11 protein-coding genes are annotated in these 17,277 nt (G+C 68.6%); 6 read left to right on the top strand and 5 right to left on the bottom strand.

Annotated features, from left to right (window positions below):
- Nucleotides 1–5: 5 nt before the first annotated feature.
- The 5 genes from dapB to eccD form a co-directional block, all read right to left on the bottom strand.
- Complete coding sequence (gene dapB / locus AY578_RS24440; RefSeq protein ID WP_019527147.1) at nucleotides 6–758, bottom strand: 4-hydroxy-tetrahydrodipicolinate reductase; 753 nt, start codon at nucleotides 756–758, stop codon at nucleotides 6–8.
- Nucleotides 759–796: 38 nt separating this feature from the next.
- A complete protein-coding gene (locus tag AY578_RS24435; protein WP_028961811.1) occupies nucleotides 797–2,176 on the bottom strand; it encodes a M16 family metallopeptidase in 1,380 nt (459 codons plus the stop codon).
- Nucleotides 2,173–4,386, bottom strand: a complete 2,214-nt coding sequence (locus tag AY578_RS24430) for a polyribonucleotide nucleotidyltransferase (RefSeq protein WP_019527145.1) — start codon at nucleotides 4,384–4,386, stop codon at nucleotides 2,173–2,175. The genes AY578_RS24435 and AY578_RS24430 overlap by 4 nt, the downstream gene beginning before the upstream one ends.
- A gap of 515 nt (nucleotides 4,387–4,901) precedes the next feature.
- Entirely contained in the window at nucleotides 4,902–5,189 is a 288-nt protein-coding gene (gene rpsO, locus AY578_RS24425; protein WP_006130415.1) for a 30S ribosomal protein S15, read from the bottom strand.
- A 211-nt stretch (nucleotides 5,190–5,400) separates the two neighbouring features.
- On the bottom strand, nucleotides 5,401–6,870 hold the full coding sequence (gene eccD / locus AY578_RS24420) for a type VII secretion integral membrane protein EccD (protein ID WP_258905481.1): 1,470 nt from the start codon (nucleotides 6,868–6,870) through the stop codon (nucleotides 5,401–5,403).
- A 162-nt stretch (nucleotides 6,871–7,032) separates the two neighbouring features.
- On the opposite strand from eccD, the gene eccCa reads away from it, so the two are divergent.
- From eccCa to AY578_RS24390, 6 genes are read left to right on the top strand one after another with little or no spacing between them, the layout of a single operon-like run.
- Nucleotides 7,033–10,995 (top strand): type VII secretion protein EccCa, encoded by a 3,963-nt coding sequence (eccCa, locus tag AY578_RS24415; protein WP_161108778.1) that lies wholly within the window; start codon nucleotides 7,033–7,035, stop codon nucleotides 10,993–10,995.
- 55 nt (nucleotides 10,996–11,050) lie between these two features.
- Nucleotides 11,051–11,572, top strand: a complete 522-nt coding sequence (locus AY578_RS24410) for a DUF2563 family protein (protein ID WP_028961808.1) — start codon at nucleotides 11,051–11,053, stop codon at nucleotides 11,570–11,572.
- Nucleotides 11,572–13,131: a WXG100 family type VII secretion target gene (locus AY578_RS24405; RefSeq protein ID WP_258905480.1), complete on the top strand. Its 1,560-nt coding sequence runs from the start codon at nucleotides 11,572–11,574 to the stop codon at nucleotides 13,129–13,131. Before AY578_RS24410 ends, AY578_RS24405 begins: the two co-directional genes overlap by 1 nt.
- 33 nt (nucleotides 13,132–13,164) lie before the next feature.
- Nucleotides 13,165–14,571, top strand: coding sequence for a type VII secretion-associated serine protease mycosin (mycP, locus tag AY578_RS24400; RefSeq protein ID WP_258905479.1), 1,407 nt, complete (start codon nucleotides 13,165–13,167; stop codon nucleotides 14,569–14,571).
- A 52-nt stretch (nucleotides 14,572–14,623) separates the two neighbouring features.
- Entirely contained in the window at nucleotides 14,624–15,040 is a 417-nt protein-coding gene (locus AY578_RS24395; protein ID WP_028961805.1) for a hypothetical protein, read from the top strand.
- Nucleotide 15,041: 1 nt separating this feature from the next.
- Nucleotides 15,042–17,231 carry a PPE domain-containing protein gene (locus AY578_RS24390; protein WP_258905476.1) on the top strand — a complete coding sequence of 730 codons (2,190 nt, stop codon included), beginning with the start codon at nucleotides 15,042–15,044 and terminating at the stop codon, nucleotides 17,229–17,231.
- The last annotated feature ends 46 nt before the right edge of the window (nucleotides 17,232–17,277 follow it).

Genomic DNA, 17,277 nt, shown 5'->3' with positions numbered 1-17,277 from the left:
CCGGCTCAGTTCAGGTCGAGGAAGTGTTCCAGGCCGAAGGTGAGGCCGGGAGTGGTCACCACGCGGCGCACGCCGAGCAGGATGCCCGGCATGAAGCTGCTGTGGTGCAGGGAGTCGTGGCGGACGGTGAGGGTCTCGCCCTCCGCGCCGAGCAGGACCTCCTGGTGGGCGAGGAGGCCGCGCAGCCGGACCGCGTGCACCGGGACGCCGTCGACGTCCGCGCCGCGGGCGCCGTCGAGGGCGGTGGTGGTGGCGTCCGGGGCGGGGGCGCTGCCGGCCCGGCGGCGGGCCTCGGCGATGAGCTGGGCGGTGCGCGTGGCGGTGCCGCTGGGGGCGTCCACCTTGTTGGGGTGGTGCAGCTCCACGACCTCGACGGACTCGAAGTACGGGGCGGCGATCTGGGCGAACTTCATGGTCAGCACGGCGCCGATGGAGAAGTTCGGGGCGATGAGCACACCCGTCTCCGGGGACTGGTCGAGCCAGCCCTTGAGCTGCGCGAGGCGGTCGTCGGTCCAGCCGGTGGTGCCGACCACCGCGTGGATGCCGTGGCGCACGCAGAAGTCGAGGTTGCCCATGACCGAGGCGGGTGTGGTCAGCTCGACGGCGACCTGGGCGCCGGTCTCGGCGAGGGTCTCCAGCTTGTCACCCCGGCCGAGGGCGGCGACCAGTTCCATGTCCTCGGCGGCCTCGACCGCCCGTACCGCCTCGGAGCCGATCCGGCCCTTGGCGCCGAGGACCGCCACGCGCAGCTTGCTCATGTCTGTTGCTTCCTTACCGGGTGTGGTGCCGGGGTGGGTCAGGCGACGGCCTCGTGCAGCCGGGACGCCTGCTTGTCCTTCAGCGGGCCGATGACCGACAGGGAGGGCCGCCGTCCCAGGATGTCCCGGGCGACCGAGCGCACGTCGTCCGGGGTGACCGAGGCTATCCGGGACAGCATGTCGTCGACCGACATCTGCTCGCCCCAGCACAGCTCGCTCTTGCCGATACGGTTCATCAGCGCGCCGGTGTCCTCCAGACCGAGGACGGTGGAGCCCCTGAGCTGGCCGATGGCGCGCTCGATCTCGTCGTCGGGCAGCCCGTGCTCGGCGACCTGGTCCAGCTCGTCGCGGCAGATCTTCAGCACGTCGTGCACCTGGGAGGGCCGGCAGCCCGCGTACACCCCGAACAGGCCGCAGTCGGCGAAGCCCGACGTGTACGAGTACACGCTGTAGGCCAGGCCGCGCTTCTCTCGGACCTCCTGGAACAGGCGGGAGGACATGCCGCCGCCGAGGGCGGTGTTCAGCACGCCGAGGGCCCAGCGCCGCTCGTCGGTGCGGGCGAGGCCCGGCATGCCGAGCACGATGTGCGCCTGCTCCGTCTTGCGGCCGAGCAGCTCCACGCGCCCGGCAGTGCGCAGGGCGCGCCGGCCGCCGCGCGGGGCGATCGGCTGCGCCTCGGGGTCCTTGAGCGCGCCGGCCTTCTCGAAGGCGGCGCGGACCTGGCGGACGACCTTGTTGTGGTCGATGTTGCCCGCGCAGGCGACCACGAGGTGCGTGGGGTCGTAGTGCTTCTTGTAGAAGCGGCGGATGCGGTCGGCGGTGAGGGCGTTGACCGTGTCGACCGTGCCGAGGACGGGGCGGCCGAGCGGGTTGTCGCCGAACATGGTGTGCGCGAACAGGTCGTGCACGCAGTCGCCCGGATCGTCCTCGGTCATCGCGATCTCTTCGAGGATGGCGCCGCGCTCGACGTCGACGTCCTCCTCGCGGATCACCGAGCCGGTCAGCATGTCGCACACCACGTCGATGGCGAGCGGCAGGTCGGTGTCGAGCACGCGCGCGTAGTAGCACGTGTACTCCTTGGCCGTGAACGCGTTCATCTCGCCGCCGACGGCGTCGATGGCGGCGGAGATGTCCAGCGCGGAGCGGGTGGCCGTGCCCTTGAAGAGCAGGTGCTCCAGGTAGTGGGTGGCGCCGTTGAGGGCCGGGGTCTCGTCGCGGGAGCCGACGTGCGCCCAGATGCCGAAGGTCGCGGAGCGGACCGAGGGCAGGGTTTCGGTGACGATGCGCAGTCCGCCCGGGAGGGTGGTCCTGCGGACCGTGCCGATGCCGTTCTCGCCCTTGATGAGGGTTTGGGTACGGGCGACGGCCCGCGCCTCCGAGGAGGTGCGGGCCGTCGCCTTGGAGCCACGGGACGTCACTTGTCGGCGTCGTCCTTCTTGTCGTCGTCCTCGCCCTCGATCACGGGGATCAGGGAGAGCTTGCCGCGGGAGTCGATCTCGGCGATCTCGACCTGGACCTTGTGGCCCACGCCGAGGACGTCCTCGACGTTCTCCACGCGCTTGCCGCCGGCCAGCTTGCGGATCTGCGAGATGTGCAGCAGACCGTCCTTGCCGGGGAGCAGCGAGACGAACGCGCCGAAGGTCGTGGTCTTGACGACCGTGCCCAGGTAGCGCTCGCCGACCTCGGGCATCGTCGGGTTGGCGATGCCGTTGATCGTGGCGCGGGCGGCCTCGGCGGCCGGGCCGTCGGAGGCGCCGATGTAGATCGTGCCGTCGTCCTCGATCGTGATCTCGGCGCCGGTGTCCTCCTGGATCTGGTTGATCATCTTGCCCTTGGGGCCGATGACCTCGCCGATCTTGTCGACCGGGATCTTCACGGTGATGATCCGCGGCGCGTTGGGGGACATCTCGTCCGGCGTGTCGATCGCTTCCATCATCACGTCGAGGATGTGGAGGCGGGCGTCACGGGCCTGCTTGAGAGCGGCGGCCAGGACGGAGGCGGGGATGCCGTCCAGCTTGGTGTCGAGCTGGAGGGCGGTCACGAACTCCTTGGTGCCGGCGACCTTGAAGTCCATGTCGCCGAAGGCGTCCTCCGCACCGAGGATGTCGGTGAGGGTGACGTAGTGCGTCTCGCCCTCGATCTCCTGGGAGATGAGGCCCATGGCGATGCCGGCGACGGGGGCCTTCAGCGGCACACCGGCGTTCAGCAGCGACATGGTGGAGGCGCAGACGGAGCCCATGGACGTCGAGCCGTTGGAGCCGAGGGCCTCGGACACCTGACGGATCGCGTAGGGGAACTCCTCGCGGGACGGCAGGACCGGGATCAGGGCGCGCTCGGCGAGGGCGCCGTGACCGATCTCGCGGCGCTTCGGGGAGCCGACGCGGCCGGTCTCACCGGTGGAGTACGGCGGGAAGTTGTAGTTGTGCATGTAGCGCTTGCGGGTCACCGGGGAGAGGGTGTCCAGCTGCTGCTCCATGCGCAGCATGTTCAGCGTGGTGACGCCCAGGATCTGGGTCTCACCGCGCTCGAACAGCGCCGAGCCGTGCACGCGCGGGATGGCCTCGACCTCGGCGGCCAGGGTGCGGATGTCGGTGACACCGCGGCCGTCGATGCGCTTCTTCTCCTTGATGACGCGCTCGCGCACCAGGGACTTGGTCAGCGCGCGGTACGCGGCGGAGATCTCCTTCTCGCGGCCCTCGAACTCCGGCAGGAGCTTCTCGGCGGCGAGCTGCTTGACGCGGTCCAGCTCGGCCTCGCGGTCCTGCTTGCCGGCGATGGTGAGCGCCTGGGCGAGCTCGGGCTTGACGGCCGCGGTGAGCGCCTCCAGGACGTCGTCCTGGAAGTCGAGGAAGATCGGGAACTCGGCGGTCGGCTTGGCGGCCTTCGCGGCGAGGTCGGCCTGGGCCTTGCAGAGCACCTTGATGAAGGGCTTCGCGGCGTCCAGACCGGCGGCGACGACCTCCTCGGTCGGCGCCTCGGCGCCGCCCTCGACGAGCTTGATCGTCTTCTCGGTGGCCTCGGCCTCGACCATCATGATCGCGACGTCGCCGTCCTCCAGGGTGCGGCCCGCGACGACCATGTCGAAGACGGCGTCCTCGAGCTCGGTGTGCGTCGGGAACGCCACCCACTGGCCGCGGATCAGCGCGACGCGGACGCCGCCGATCGGGCCGGAGAAGGGCAGGCCGGCCAGCTGCGTGGACGCGGAGGCGGCGTTGATCGCCACGACGTCGTACAGGTGGTCGGGGTTGAGCGCCATGATCGTGGCGACGACCTGGATCTCGTTGCGCAGGCCCTTCTTGAAGGACGGGCGCAGCGGGCGGTCGATCAGACGGCAGGTGAGGATGGCGTCCTCGGAGGGACGGCCCTCGCGGCGGAAGAACGAGCCGGGGATCTTCCCGGCCGCGTACATCCGCTCCTCGACGTCCACCGTGAGGGGGAAGAAGTCGAGCTGGTCCTTGGGGTTCTTGGAAGCGGTGGTGGCCGACAGCACCATGGTGTCGTCGTCCAGGTAGGCCACGGCGGAGCCGGCGGCCTGACGGGCCAGGCGGCCCGTCTCGAAGCGGATGGTGCGGGTGCCGAAGGAGCCGTTGTCGATGACGGCCTCGGCGTAGTGGGTCTCGTTCTCCACCAGCGTTTTCTCCGTTACTTGTCGTCTTTCGCCCCGCTCGCCCGTGTGGCGAGGGGACGGGGCGGAGAAGCGCTCCACTGGTGCGGGCCGGTCTTCGATCGAAGCACCCGGGGTTGACTCTCCCGGGGGCCACTACCGAGGACCGGCGGCGGCGAGGTGCGCTTCCCCTCGTACGGGGGACGTCGGGTGACGTCCGGGGTGGGCGTCGGATGACGTCCGGGCGGAAGCCGGAGGGCTTCCTGGGTGGGCGTCGGGTGACGTCCGGGCGGAAGCCGGAGGGCTTCCTGGGTGGACGTCGGATGACGTCCGGGGTGGACGTCGGTGACGTCCGCGAGGGACATCGGGTGACGTCCGGTGTGATGGTCCGTGGGTCGCATACCCGATGCGGCGCCGGTCATCACGCTGAGTCGTAGTTCTTGCGTTGTGCTACCACACTACAAAGGGGCAGTGACACTCCGCACGTACAGCAAAGGGAGCGGCCCCCTTGTCCCGGGAACCGCTCCCCTCACGGCGTCTTACTTGGCGCCCGCCGCACCGCGGCGGATGCCGAGGCGCTCGACCAGCGCACGGAAGCGCTGGATGTCCTTCTTGGCGAGGTACTGCAGGAGCCGGCGGCGCTGACCGACGAGGATCAGCAGGCCACGGCGGGAGTGGTGGTCGTGCTTGTGGGTCTTCAGGTGCTCCGTCAGGTCGGAGATCCGACGGGACAGCAGAGCGACCTGGACCTCGGGGGAGCCGGTGTCACCCTCCTTGGTGCCGAACTCGGAGATGATCTGCTTCTTCACTGCGGCGTCGAGCGACACGCGTACTCCTCATGATCTGTGAGTGGCCACCGAGTGCCCCCGGTCTGCTTCTCGGGGGGTCTTCCATGACTCGGAAGGCGGGGATCCGCTGGGCGCGGCCTCCAGAGCGAGCGGCTCCGGGGGTGCGTACACATACGGCCGTGGGCCAGAGTACCAGGGCTTCCGCCGCCCTCCGCCCCCGGCTGCGGGGAACGCCGGACACGCCGGAGCCTCAGCCTGTCAGCGACCGGACCGCGGTGAGGACACCCAGAGCGGCCAGGCAGAGCGGCACGAGCGTGAGCAGGGCGGCCGACTCGGTGAGGTCGAGGAAGCGGCCCCAGAAGGGCGAGAGGCCCTTGCGGGGGACGACGAGACCGATGGCGGTGATCAGCGCGACACCGACGGCCACGGCCGCGGACAGCCACAGGGTACGCAGTTCCAGCGCTCCCCTGTCGCCGTGCAGGACGAACTCCGTCATGGCCTCGACCGGAGGGTTCAGCACCATCCCCACGAGCAGCAGCGCGACGGCGCCGATGCCGGCGACCAGGGCGCAGACCACCTGGGAGGTGTACCGGAACAGCCGGGCGCGGATCAGCATGGACAGGCCCACGGCGAGCGCCAGCAGCTGGGCCCACACGTCGTCCGAGAAGCCGAGGACCGCCGCAGAGGCGACGACGACGGCGGACGTGCCGCCCACCAGCCCCAGCAGCATTTCGTGCCCGCGCCGGGCCTGGGCGGCGATGTGCTCGGCGTCGAGGGCCTCGGCGTCCGGCGCCTGCGACGGGTCCGCCTCGAAGTCGTCGTGGAGGGCGGAACGCGGGGCGGCATAGCCGATGGGGAGGCGCGCGAAGCGCACGGACAGACCGGGGAGGAAGGCGACCAGGGCGATCGCGGAGGGGGCGCAGACGGCGGCGGCGTCGGTCGCGGAGGCTCCGGTGACGATCGTGACGAAGGTGGCCAGGGTGCCCACCCCCGCCAGGAAGGTCGCGGCCACGAAGGGGGCGTCCGAGCCGGGCGCGAACGCGAGGAGGGTCACCGACACCACCAGAACCGCCGCGCAGCCCAGCATGAACTGCAGTTTCCCCGGCCCCTGCCCGGCCGGGGCCGCGATGATCCCCGACCCGGCGACGAGCAGCAGGGGCAGGGCGCCCAGTCCCAGGGCTACGGCCGTGGCCCGGTCGTCGTAGACCCGCGCACGGACGCCCGCAAAGGCGGTGAGCAGCAAGCCGAGGCCTCCCGCGACGATGCTGGGCAGACCGTGCATGTCGTGCCGGACCGGATCGGTGAACCACAGGACGAACGCGAGCAGCAGCAGGAGCAGGGCGCCTCCGGTCAGTCCGGCGGCGCGCAACAGGTCGTCGCTCCACAGGTGCCGGTCGCGGACCACCGCCGAGGCGACCGCGTCCGACACGTCGTCATGCACGGCGGGCGGCAGCGAGTGGGCGAACGGCCGCAGGCTGAGGACCTCTCCGTCGAGGACTTGCTCGTCGGAGAGCGTGCGGGCGCCTTCCAGGACCCTGCCGTCGCGCCGTACCAGGTGATATCCCGTCGGAGTGCCGACCTGCTGGGCCTGACCCGTCAGACGAAGGATCTCCGGGTAGACGTCGGCGACGGGGATGTCCACCGGGAGCGCCACGTCGATACGGCTGTCGGGGGCCACCACCGTGACTCTGCAGAAACCCGTCGCCGTGGTCGTACTCACCTTCACTGACCCCCTGCTTCGCGGATGCGTACGCTGCGGGGCGCAACCCTACCGACAAGTTCTGTCGGGGGTGACACGTAGGATCCCTGGTGTGGAGGACGACCGTCACCACGGGGGTGCCGGTGTACAACCGACCGTCCACACAGGGGGATTGAGGCCTCGGTGAGCCAGATCGTCGTCAAGCGCCCACCGCGCACCCTGCCGCCCGAGGTGTCCTCGGACGAGCTTCAACTGGAAGCTCCTCCCGAGTTGCCGCGCGGGCAGCAGGAGGGCGTCCTCATGCAGGTGCTGCCCACGCTCGGCATGGGCTCGTCGGTGGTGTTCTACTTCGCCTCTCCCAACGCACACCCGTTCATGCGGATCATGGGCGTGGTCATGCTGGTGTCGACGGCCGCGATGGTCGTCGCCCAGATCGTGCGGTACCGCAGGGGTACGCAGGGGCAAATGGCAGACGTGCGCCGCGACTACCTCCGGTATCTCGCACAGACCCGCCGCAAGGTGCGCGGGACGGCCCGCCGCCAGCGGGACGCGCAGCTGTACCTGCATCCCGCGCCCGAGCAGCTGTGGGCGGTGGTCGCCGAGGGCAGCCGGGTGTGGGAACGCCGCGTCGGCGACGCCGACTTCGGGCAGGTGCGGGTGGGTCTGGGACCGCAGCAGCTGGCCACCCCGCTGGTCGCCCCGCACACAGCGCCGGTGGACGAGCTGGAGCCGCTGTGCGCCGGCGCCATGCAGCGCTTCCTGTCCGTGCACGGTCAGTTGGACGGTCTGCCGGTCGCCGTCTCCCTGCGCGCCTTCTACCACGTGACGGTCTCCGGAGAACCGGACAGCGCCCACGCCGCAGCGCGCGCGCTGGTCGCGCAGGCCACCACCCTCCACTCCCCCGACGACCTGGTGGTCGCCGTGGTGACCGCTCCGGGAGCCGTGGGCCGCTGGGACTGGACCAAGTGGCTGCCGCACTGCCAGGTGGCGGGGTCGTTCGACGGCGCCGGCACGCGCCGCCTGTTCGGGGACGACCTCGGCGAGCTGGAGCACATGCTCGCGAACCGGCTGGAGGGCCGCCCCCGGTTCAGCCGTGACGGGCAGCCGCTCCTCGACCAGCCGCACATCCTCGTCGTCCTCGATGGCGGCATGGTTCCGCCGACCTCCGCGTTCGCGGCCGCCGAGGGCATCCAGGGGGTGACCATCGTCGAGGTCGTGAGCGGTGAGCTGGACCATCTCCGCGGGGACCTCTCGGTGGTCGTGCGTCCGGAGCGGCTGTTCCTCGACTCCGGGGCCGGGGTCGCCTACGAGGGCGAGCCCGACAGGCTGTCGCTGCCCGCAGCCGAGGCGCTCGCGCGGCAACTCGCTCCGCTGCGGCTGGGCAGCGGCAACGACGACGAACCGCTGCTCGCCAACCTGGACTTCACCGAACTGCTCGGGCTGGGGGACGCGGCGGCGGTGGACGTCGCGCGGACCTGGAGGCCGCGGTCGACGCCGGAGCGCCTGCGGGTGCCGATCGGCGTCGGCGAGGACGGCCGCCCGGTGATGCTGGACCTGAAGGAGGCCGCGCAGGACGGCATGGGTCCACACGGTCTGTGTGTGGGGGCGACCGGCTCCGGCAAGTCCGAACTGCTGCGCACGCTGGTGCTGGGCCTGGCGGTCACGCACTCCTCCGAGACGCTGAACTTCGTCCTGGCGGACTTCAAAGGCGGCGCGACGTTCGCGGGCATGTCCCGCATGCCGCATGTCGCCGCCGTGATCACCAACCTCGCCGACGACCTGACGCTCGTCGACCGCATGGGCGATGCGATCCGCGGCGAACTCCAGCGGCGCCAGGAGCTTCTGCGCGCCGCAGGCAACTACGCCAACATCCACGACTACGAGAAGGCACGCGCCGCCGGTGCTCCGCTGGAGCCGCTCGCCTCGCTCGTGCTCGTGATCGACGAGTTCAGCGAACTCCTCACTGCCAAGCCCGACTTCATCGACATGTTCATCCAGATCGGACGCATCGGCCGTTCGCTGGGCGTGCACCTGCTGCTCGCCTCGCAGCGGCTGGAGGAGGGCCGACTGCGCGGACTGGACACCTACCTGTCCTACCGCATCGGTCTGCGGACGTTCTCGGCCGCCGAGTCGCGCGCGGCCCTCGGTGTGCCGGACGCCTACCATCTCCCTTCCGTGCCCGGCTCGGGTTACCTGAAGTTCGGCACGGAGGAGATGGTGCGCTTCAAGGCGGCGTACGTCTCCGGCGTGTACCGCACGGCAGGCCCGGAAACCGGTCTCAGCCGCGCGCCCGTCGAGCGGCGGCCCGCGCTGTTCACCGCGGCCCCCGTGCCAATGGTGTACGCGGCACCGGATCCGGACCGGGCACGCACCTCCGAGCCGCGGCAGGAGGACGACGCCCTGGCCGACACCGTGCTGGACGTGGTCGTGCAGCGGCTGGAGGGGCAGGGCGTCCCCGCGCACCAGGTGTGGCTGCCCCCGCTGGACCGGGCGTCGGCGCTGGACGAACTGCTGCCCGCCCTCACCGTCTCCGCAGAGCGCGGGCTCCACTCCGCGGAGTACTCCGCACCGGGCGGCCTGACGGTCCCGCTCGGCCTGGTCGACAAGCCCTTCGAGCAGAAGCGGGAGGTCCTCTACCAGGACTTCTCCGCCGCCGCAGGCCACATGTTGGTGGTCGGCGGCCCGCAGTCGGGCAAGTCAACCCTGCTGCGGACCCTGATCGCATCCTTCGCGCTCACCCACACGCCGTACGAAGTGCAGTTCTACGGGCTCGACTTCGGCGGTGGCGGCCTGACGGCTGTGGCCGACCTGCCGCACGTGGGTGGGGTCGCGTCGCGGCTCGACCCGGAGCGCGTGCGGCGTACGGTCGCGGAGGTCGCCGGCATCCTCAACCGCCGCGAGCAGTTCTTCCGCGCGCACGGCATCGACTCGATCACCACGTACCGCCGGCGCCGCGCGGCGGGCGACCTGCCCGGAGAGGCGTGGGGGGACGTCTTCCTCGTCATCGACGGCTGGGGCAACTTCCGCAACGACTACGAGGGCCTCGAGGGCGTCGTCAACGACATCGCCGCCCGGGGCCTGGGCTACGGCATCCACGTGGTCCTCTCCGCCTCGCGCTACATGGAGGTACGCGCGGTACTCAAGGACCAGATCCTCGGACGCCTGGAGCTGCGCCTCGGCGACGCGATGGACTCCGAATTCGACCGCAAGGTCGCCATGAACGTGCCGACCGGGGTCCCGGGCCGTGGTCAAGTTCCCGCCAAACTGCACTTCATGACGGCGTTGCCCCGGATCGACTCGTCCTCCGACGCAGACGACCTGGCCGACGCCACGGCCCACCTGGTCCGGACGGTCAAGGAGAACTGGCAAGGTCCGGCGGCCCCGACCGTGCGTCTGCTCCCCCGCAAGCTGCCCGCCGACCAGTTGCCCAAGGGCTTCGAGTTCCCCCAGCACGGCATCGCGATCGGCATCGACGAGGCCAATCTGGAACCGGTGTTCGTCGACTTCGACACCGACCCCTTCTTTCTCGTCTTCGGCGAGAGCGAGTCCGGCAAGACCAACCTGCTGCGTCTGATCGCCAAGCAGATCGCGGAGCGCTACACGCCCGCCGAGGCGCGGATCGTGGTCGGCGACTACCGGCGCACGATGCTGGAGGCGGTGCCGGAGAGCCATCTGCTCGAGTACGCCCCCATGGCGTCGGCGATGCAGGTGCACATGGACGCCGTGCGCCAGTTCATGGAGAAGCGGGCCCCCAAGCCGGACATCACTCCGCAGCAGTTGCGCGACCGCAGCTGGTGGAGCGGCCCGCAACTGTTCGTCGTCGTCGACGACCACGAACTCGTCGCGACCAGCTCCGGAAACCCGCTGGGCCAGCTGGTGGAGCACCTGCCCTTCGCGCGTGACGTGGGCGTGAAGTTCATCATCGCGCGCAGCTCGGCCGGGGCGTCCCGGGCGATGTACGAGTCGTTCATGCAGCGCCTGAAGGAACTGGGCGCCCAGGGTGTGATCCTTTCGGGTGATCCCAGCGAGGGCGACATCCTCGGCAACGTGCGGGCCCGGCCCATGCCGCCGGGGCGTGGCGTGTTCGTCTCGCGCAAGCGCGGTACGCCGCTGATTCAGGTGGGCTTGCTTCCGCAACGGCATTAGGGTGATCGACCGATCGCAGAACGAGACGTTCGAGAGGAACGGGGAGGCGGGCCAGGTGAGTTCGAACGGGGGCGGCGGCACCGGCGGTGTCCCGGACACGGGGAAGGCGTTCGACACGCTGTCGAACGTCAATCCCGCGATGGCGCTGGACATCCAGCACAGCGCCATGGCGGGCTTCAAGAAGCGCGTGGACGACCTGCTGCGCGAGCTGGACGACTCGGAGGCCGCTCCGACGAAGGTCGGCAAGGACCGCATCGAGCGGTCGCAACTGGGCTCCGCGGAGTTCAAGGAAGCACAGTTCCTCTACGACTCGTACGCCATCGTCCACGACGAGCTGGAGAAACTCTCCAAGGCCCTGGACGCGCAGATCGAAGGTATGGGGCTCGCGGTCCAGGCGTCCCGGGTGGGTTACGAGAACCTGGACGCCGATATCAAGGCGCGGATGAAGGCGGTCAACGCGGAGGTGGAGAAGTACTACGCGGCGGAGCGTGATCCGTACGCCGAGCGGTCGGCGTCCACGCCGGACACGCGCGCGTCCGTGTCCCAGTCCGAGTCCGAGGAAAAGGTTGGCTTCTGATGGGCGAGCAGGCACGCCGCAGGACACCGCAGCCGGCCCGCACCGACTTCGAGTCCATGACCCACGAGCAGTTGGTGGCTCTCCTGGACTCGGCCAGCCCGGAGGGCGCCGCGCAACTCGCGACGAAGCTGTCGAAGGCCTCGTCGACGATCACCAAGATCGGCGACGATCTCATGACGTACGTCAAGGGACTCGAGTGGCGGGGCGAGGGCGGTGACGCCTTCCGCGACTGGGGCGGGCAGAGCGCGGCCGCGACGCTGCGCCTGGGCCAGTACGCGGAAGTCGCCTCCCGCTGGCTGTCCACGGTGGCCCAGGCGGTCGCCGAGGCCAAGGCGGCCATCCCCGCCACGTCCGAGACGACGCAGGCCAAGGCCGACCTCGCGAAGGCCCGGAAGACGCTCGCGGCGACGCAGGACCCGGGCGCCCGCAACGACCCCGACGCACGGAAGCTGGCGCGGACCGCCCAGTCCGACGCCGCGGCCGCGCAGCAGCGGATGGAGGCGGCGCGGGCGGAGGCGATCCAGCAGTTGCGGAAGCTGGCGCAGACGTACGAGTACTCGGCGTACCAGGTGAACAGCGTGCAGCCGCCTACGTTTTCGCCGCCGGCCCAGCATCTGGGAGCCTCGGGCTGGAAGGACTCGTCTGAACGCGGGCAGTACTTCACCCCGGGTGTTGAGGGTTCGTCCGCCACAGGCGCATCCTCCGTCCGTACCACCGAGGGATACGAAACCGGGGCACCGAGTTCGACGCGTCCTGCATCCGGCACGCCTCCCCACTTGGCCCCTGTTCCGAGCGCGGAGCAGATCGCTCACTCACGACCCGCCACCATGGATATCGACGGCGTAGCCACACCGCAGGAAACTCGGGCCCCGGCAACCACCAACGCAACGGCGCCCCCCACCGGCAACGCGCCGCGTCCTGACGTCTCCTTGCCCGCACAGACGATCGGCGCCCCACCGTCCATGGGCCGTGGTGCGCAGGGTCCGCTCAGCCCCACGCAAGCTTCGCCGGGTACTCGCCCCCCTCTGCTTCCGAGTCAGGGGGGCACCGGCGGGGGCGTTCCGCGTATGCCTCGCGAGTCCGGAATCCTTGGAGGCCGTCCGGTATACCCCGGGGCCGGCCGTCCTTCTGCTGGTATCCCGCGTGGAACGGTCATCGGTGCAGATAGCGGCCAAGGGCGAGTGCCTCTTGGACGCGTATCTTCTCCTGGTGTGCCCTTGGGCGGAAGTCCTGTACCGGGACACGGCAATGCCCCTGGGGCGCGACGGCTCGCATCGGAAACCGGCGGGGTGATCGGCAACCGTCCGGTCCAGCCAGGCCGCACGACCCCACGCCCCTTCACGCCCGGTGGCGCGGGCTTGGTACGCCAGGCGGGTGCGACTGAACCGAGCCATGGCCCCGCTGCCGCCCGCGCCGGAGCCGGCCCACACCCGGTCCAGACGTCGTCATCCCGTCGCGGGGATCGGCGAGACGGCTCCGAGAGGCCGGACTATCTCTCGGAAGAGGAAGAGACCTGGAGTCGCCGGAACCAGCGGGCAGTACCCCCCGTGGTCGACTGAGTTCCCCTCACCCGCTCCTACTCAGGAAGGCACATGCGCACCTGCAGCAAGCGAACCCGGCGACCCCTCTCGTGGGCATCGGCCACTCTCGGCCTGCTGTTGGTGGGCGTCGCCGCCACTCCGGCCCACGCCGAGTCGGTCCGTTCGATGCAATGGCATCTCGACGTCATGCGCGCGGACGAGATGTGGAAGGTCAGCAAGGGCCGGGGGGTCACCGTGGCGGTCATCGACTCCGGTGTCGACGACTCACTGACCGATCTGAAGGGTCAGGTTCTCGACGGCAAGGACTACTCGAAGCAACGTGGCGACGAGCACACCGATATCGAGGGCCATGGGACCCGCATGGCGGCGCTCATCGCCGCAACCGGCGCTCGAGGGCCCCTCTACGGCTCGTACGGGCTCGCGCCGGAAGCCAAGATCCTTCCCATCCGGACGCGCTATGCCACGGAGGACTTCGGGCAGGTCGACGGCAATGCGGAATACTCGCGAGTCCTGTCGCGAGCAATCCGCTACGCAGCAGGAACCGACGCCCAGATCATCAACATCTCCATGGGCAACCCGAACACGCCTGGCAGGGAGAACGTCGGAACGCCGCAACTTGCCTCGGCGGTTCGATACGCCATCGACAAGGGCAAACTGATCTTCGCAGCCGCCGGCAACAACGGAGACGCGTCCAATCTGCTGGAGTATCCGGCGGCCACGCCCGGTGTCGTAGGCGTAGGAGCGGTCGACAGGGACGGCAAAGTCCTGAGCTCCTCCCAGAGAGGCCCCCAGGTCGATTTCACCGCTCCGGGCAGCGACATGGTCAACGCCTGCCTTGCCGGAACCCAAGTCTGCAAGGGAGGAGAAGGTACGAGTTCGGCCACGGCCCTCGCCTCGGCCTCAGCCGCCCTCATCTGGTCCCAGCACCCCGACTGGACCAACCACCAGGTACTGCGGGTCATGCTGAACACGGCGGGGAAGCCCGAGAGCGGGGACGAGCGCACGGACGCCGTCGGGTACGGCATGGTCAGGCCCCGCATCGCGCTGAAGAATCCGGGCGACCCGGGCCCCGCCGACGAATACCCCTTGCCCGACCTGGCAGCGGCTGCCTCGGCGCCTCCGTCGACGGAGAAACCGTCATCCACGGACGCGGACGACGGCACGGCAGCTACCGAGAAGGCGGAGCCCGCGGCATCTGCTGCGGATGACTCGGACGACAGCGGCGTTCCGTGGGTGGCCATGGGTATGGGAGCCGCAGCTCTCCTCGCGGCGGCGGTCGCCGTTTCCGCGGTCCGCGCCCGTCGCCGGCGCCCGGCCCCCGCGCCGGCGGCTCCGCCCTTCCCGCCCTCTGCCTACCCGTACGCGCCGCAGCAGCCGCCCCCGCCCTACGGGCCACCGCCGGGACACACCAACCCGCCGCCGCCGATGGCAGGGTCCGACCAAAGCCGGCATCTCTGAGGCCTGCCACACCGCCACGATCTTCCATCCGGGACAGCACGAGGGAACCGACGTGTCATTCGACGAGATGTGGGGCCAGGCCCGCAGCAACGCACTCGCGCGGCAGCGGAGCAGCATGCAGCTGAACCAGCTGCCTGCCGAGGGTGGCACGACCCAACCTCACTTGCATGTGGACGCCTCCGTGCTGGAGGAAAGATCAAAGAACGCCGAAACCGTGCGCAAGAACTTCATGGACGCGGACAACAAGGCGCTGAGCGCGACGAGTGGCATCAGCCTGAAGGGATTCAAGTCCGATTCGGGGGTCGCCGTCTTCCAGAAGCGCTGGCGCACCCAGATGCGGTATTTGGAGAGCCTGCTGGAGCAGGGGGTCAAGGGAAACCTTCAGGCCTCGGCAGCGGAGTTCAAAGCTGAAGAGGCCGAACGACTCAGCGACGTCAAGCGAGCGGGCAACGGCAGGGACAAGAACTGACATGGCCATCACCTACCAACAGTTGCGCACCGTGAATCTCTCGTCGTTGTCAGACGCAGTTGACGCATGGCGGCGCTTGCCAGGACAGTTCGACACCATCGCCCGGTCCTTCGGCAGTACCGTCACCAAGGGGCTCAGGGACTCGGACTGGAAGGGTGAGACAGCCACTGAAGCTCTTGAGAAGTTCGACCTCATTGAAAAACAAATGAAAGCGGCTTCTGACGAGGCTCACGACGTCCACACTCTGTTGCGCAGTGCACTCGACGCCTTTCAGGCAGCCAAGAACGAACTGAAGAAGATCGAGAAGTATGTAGCTGAAGACAAGTACCTCAAGATCACATCCAAAGGCCGTGTCTACTGCGACCCTTCTGCCGCGCCAGTAGAGAACCGCGAATCGTTGAGTAAAGGATATTTCAACGCGGTACAGGACTGCAACAAGAGAGTGGAATCCGTCCTCAAGGATGCCGATGACGCCGACTCGGCCTTGCACTATGCGTTGACTTCAGACCCGAACGGCAGTGGGCGCGGGTTCAACACGGACACCGCCACCACGATCAAAGAGGCGGAGCAGCGGAGGAAGGAGGCTCTCCAGGATGCCAAAGCGATGGTCGAACTCGCCCGCAAGGGGGGCGACCTCTCCGTGGCCCAGGTCCAGCACATGCGGGGCATCTTCGCGGAGCATGAGGGAGACCCCCTGTTCAATGAGAGGTTCGCGACTTCTCTCGGCGCGAAGGGAACGCTTCAGTTCTGGGTCGACCTGTCGGAAAACCATGCCGGTGCTCAAGGGGCGGATCTGAAGGATCTGAAGGGGTTTCAGGACCAGTTCAGCACCAACTTGGCCAACGCGACCCACTCCGAATCTCGCGCTATGCAGCAGTGGAAGCAGGGAGTGATCGACGCTGGAAACATCAGTTTTAAAGCTGACTCCAGGGACCCCTTCTACCGCCCTCCCGGAGCGGTTGGCTTCCAGGTCATGAGCAGCCTGATGGGCAGCGGAAAGTACGATTCCGACTTCCTTGACGACTACGGCAAGGCCCTCCTGAAGGTGGACAAGGCTCCGGCCGGTGAAGGGAAGTACACGGATGAGATGTGGCAAAGAGGTGCCGACCTTGTTTTCGGTAAGGAAACCGGACGAGACCCCGTGATCGGCTATCTGAACGCACTTTCCCGCAACCCGGAGGCTGCTACAGAAACACTGGCGAGCAAGCCCGATCTGACCCACTTGCTCGAGAGCAGTAAGTACACAGACCGCGGCGAATCCTTGGGGAAGGCCTTGGAAGCAGCGGTAACTGGTGTCACCCCAGGAGAGCCGGCCTTCGGGGTTCCGCCTCACAGCAGGGAACAAGTAGGTATCGCCCAGAACGTCGTCCACGCGGTCGCAGAATCTGGCGGCGGGGACAGCCTCGTTTCCAAGGCTGGCTTGGGTGAGAGCTTCGGACACATTGCCTCGGCGTACATGCCGGAAATCAGTAACGTTTTGGCTGGCCCCGGAGCCGACGCAGCTCTCCTCACAACCAGCAAGGCGTACGAAGGGCTCGACCGGACGGACGTAACACGCTTCCTTTACGAAGTGGCCCGGGACCCCGACGGGAAGGCAGCAATTCAGTATGGTGAAAGCATCTATACCGCAAGCCTTCTTGCGGCGCATGTAGCCGATCCGTCCTTGTACGACGGAAGCACAGAAAGTGCGATCAAGACGGTTGCGTACAACGCGGGCCACATCCAGGGAATTGTGGCTCACTCGACAGCAGACTCCGGGATCGGGAGTGCCACCGGCACCGAAAAGGAATACAACGACGCCATCAAGAAGCAGGGAGATTTCATCAAAACCATCGTGGCCACCGGAATCGGGGTCGGCGCCAGTTCTTTCCCTGCCGTCTCCTCCCTTGTTACGGCAACTGCTGGAGGCTTCTTCTCCGGCGTATCAGGCATGGCCATCGACCGCTTCTATGACGGTAAGCAGTTGGAAGGAGCACTGGATGACTCTTTGTATCGGACAGGGAAGGATCTCAACAGGGCCCAGGATTCTGTCGTACAACAGACGCAGTGGTCTGCTCTCGATGCTATCGCAGCGCACGCTTCCGAGCTTCCGGTGGACTCCACCAGAGATCTGATCCGCGGCTCGGTGAATGACGGATGGAATCGCAGCGACGGCGCACTCGAAGACACACACGCGCGCCCGAGCGCCTGAGCTGTGACGGTGATGAGATCCATGAAAAAGAATGCCAGGGCACTGC

Origin of the sequence: Streptomyces thermocarboxydus (genome assembly GCF_024760485.1) — a bacterium.
Classification (GTDB): domain Bacteria; phylum Actinomycetota; class Actinomycetes; order Streptomycetales; family Streptomycetaceae; genus Streptomyces; species Streptomyces cellulosae.
The sequence above is the reverse complement of the archived record's forward strand: the minus strand, read 5'-3'. Positions and strand labels throughout refer to the sequence as shown.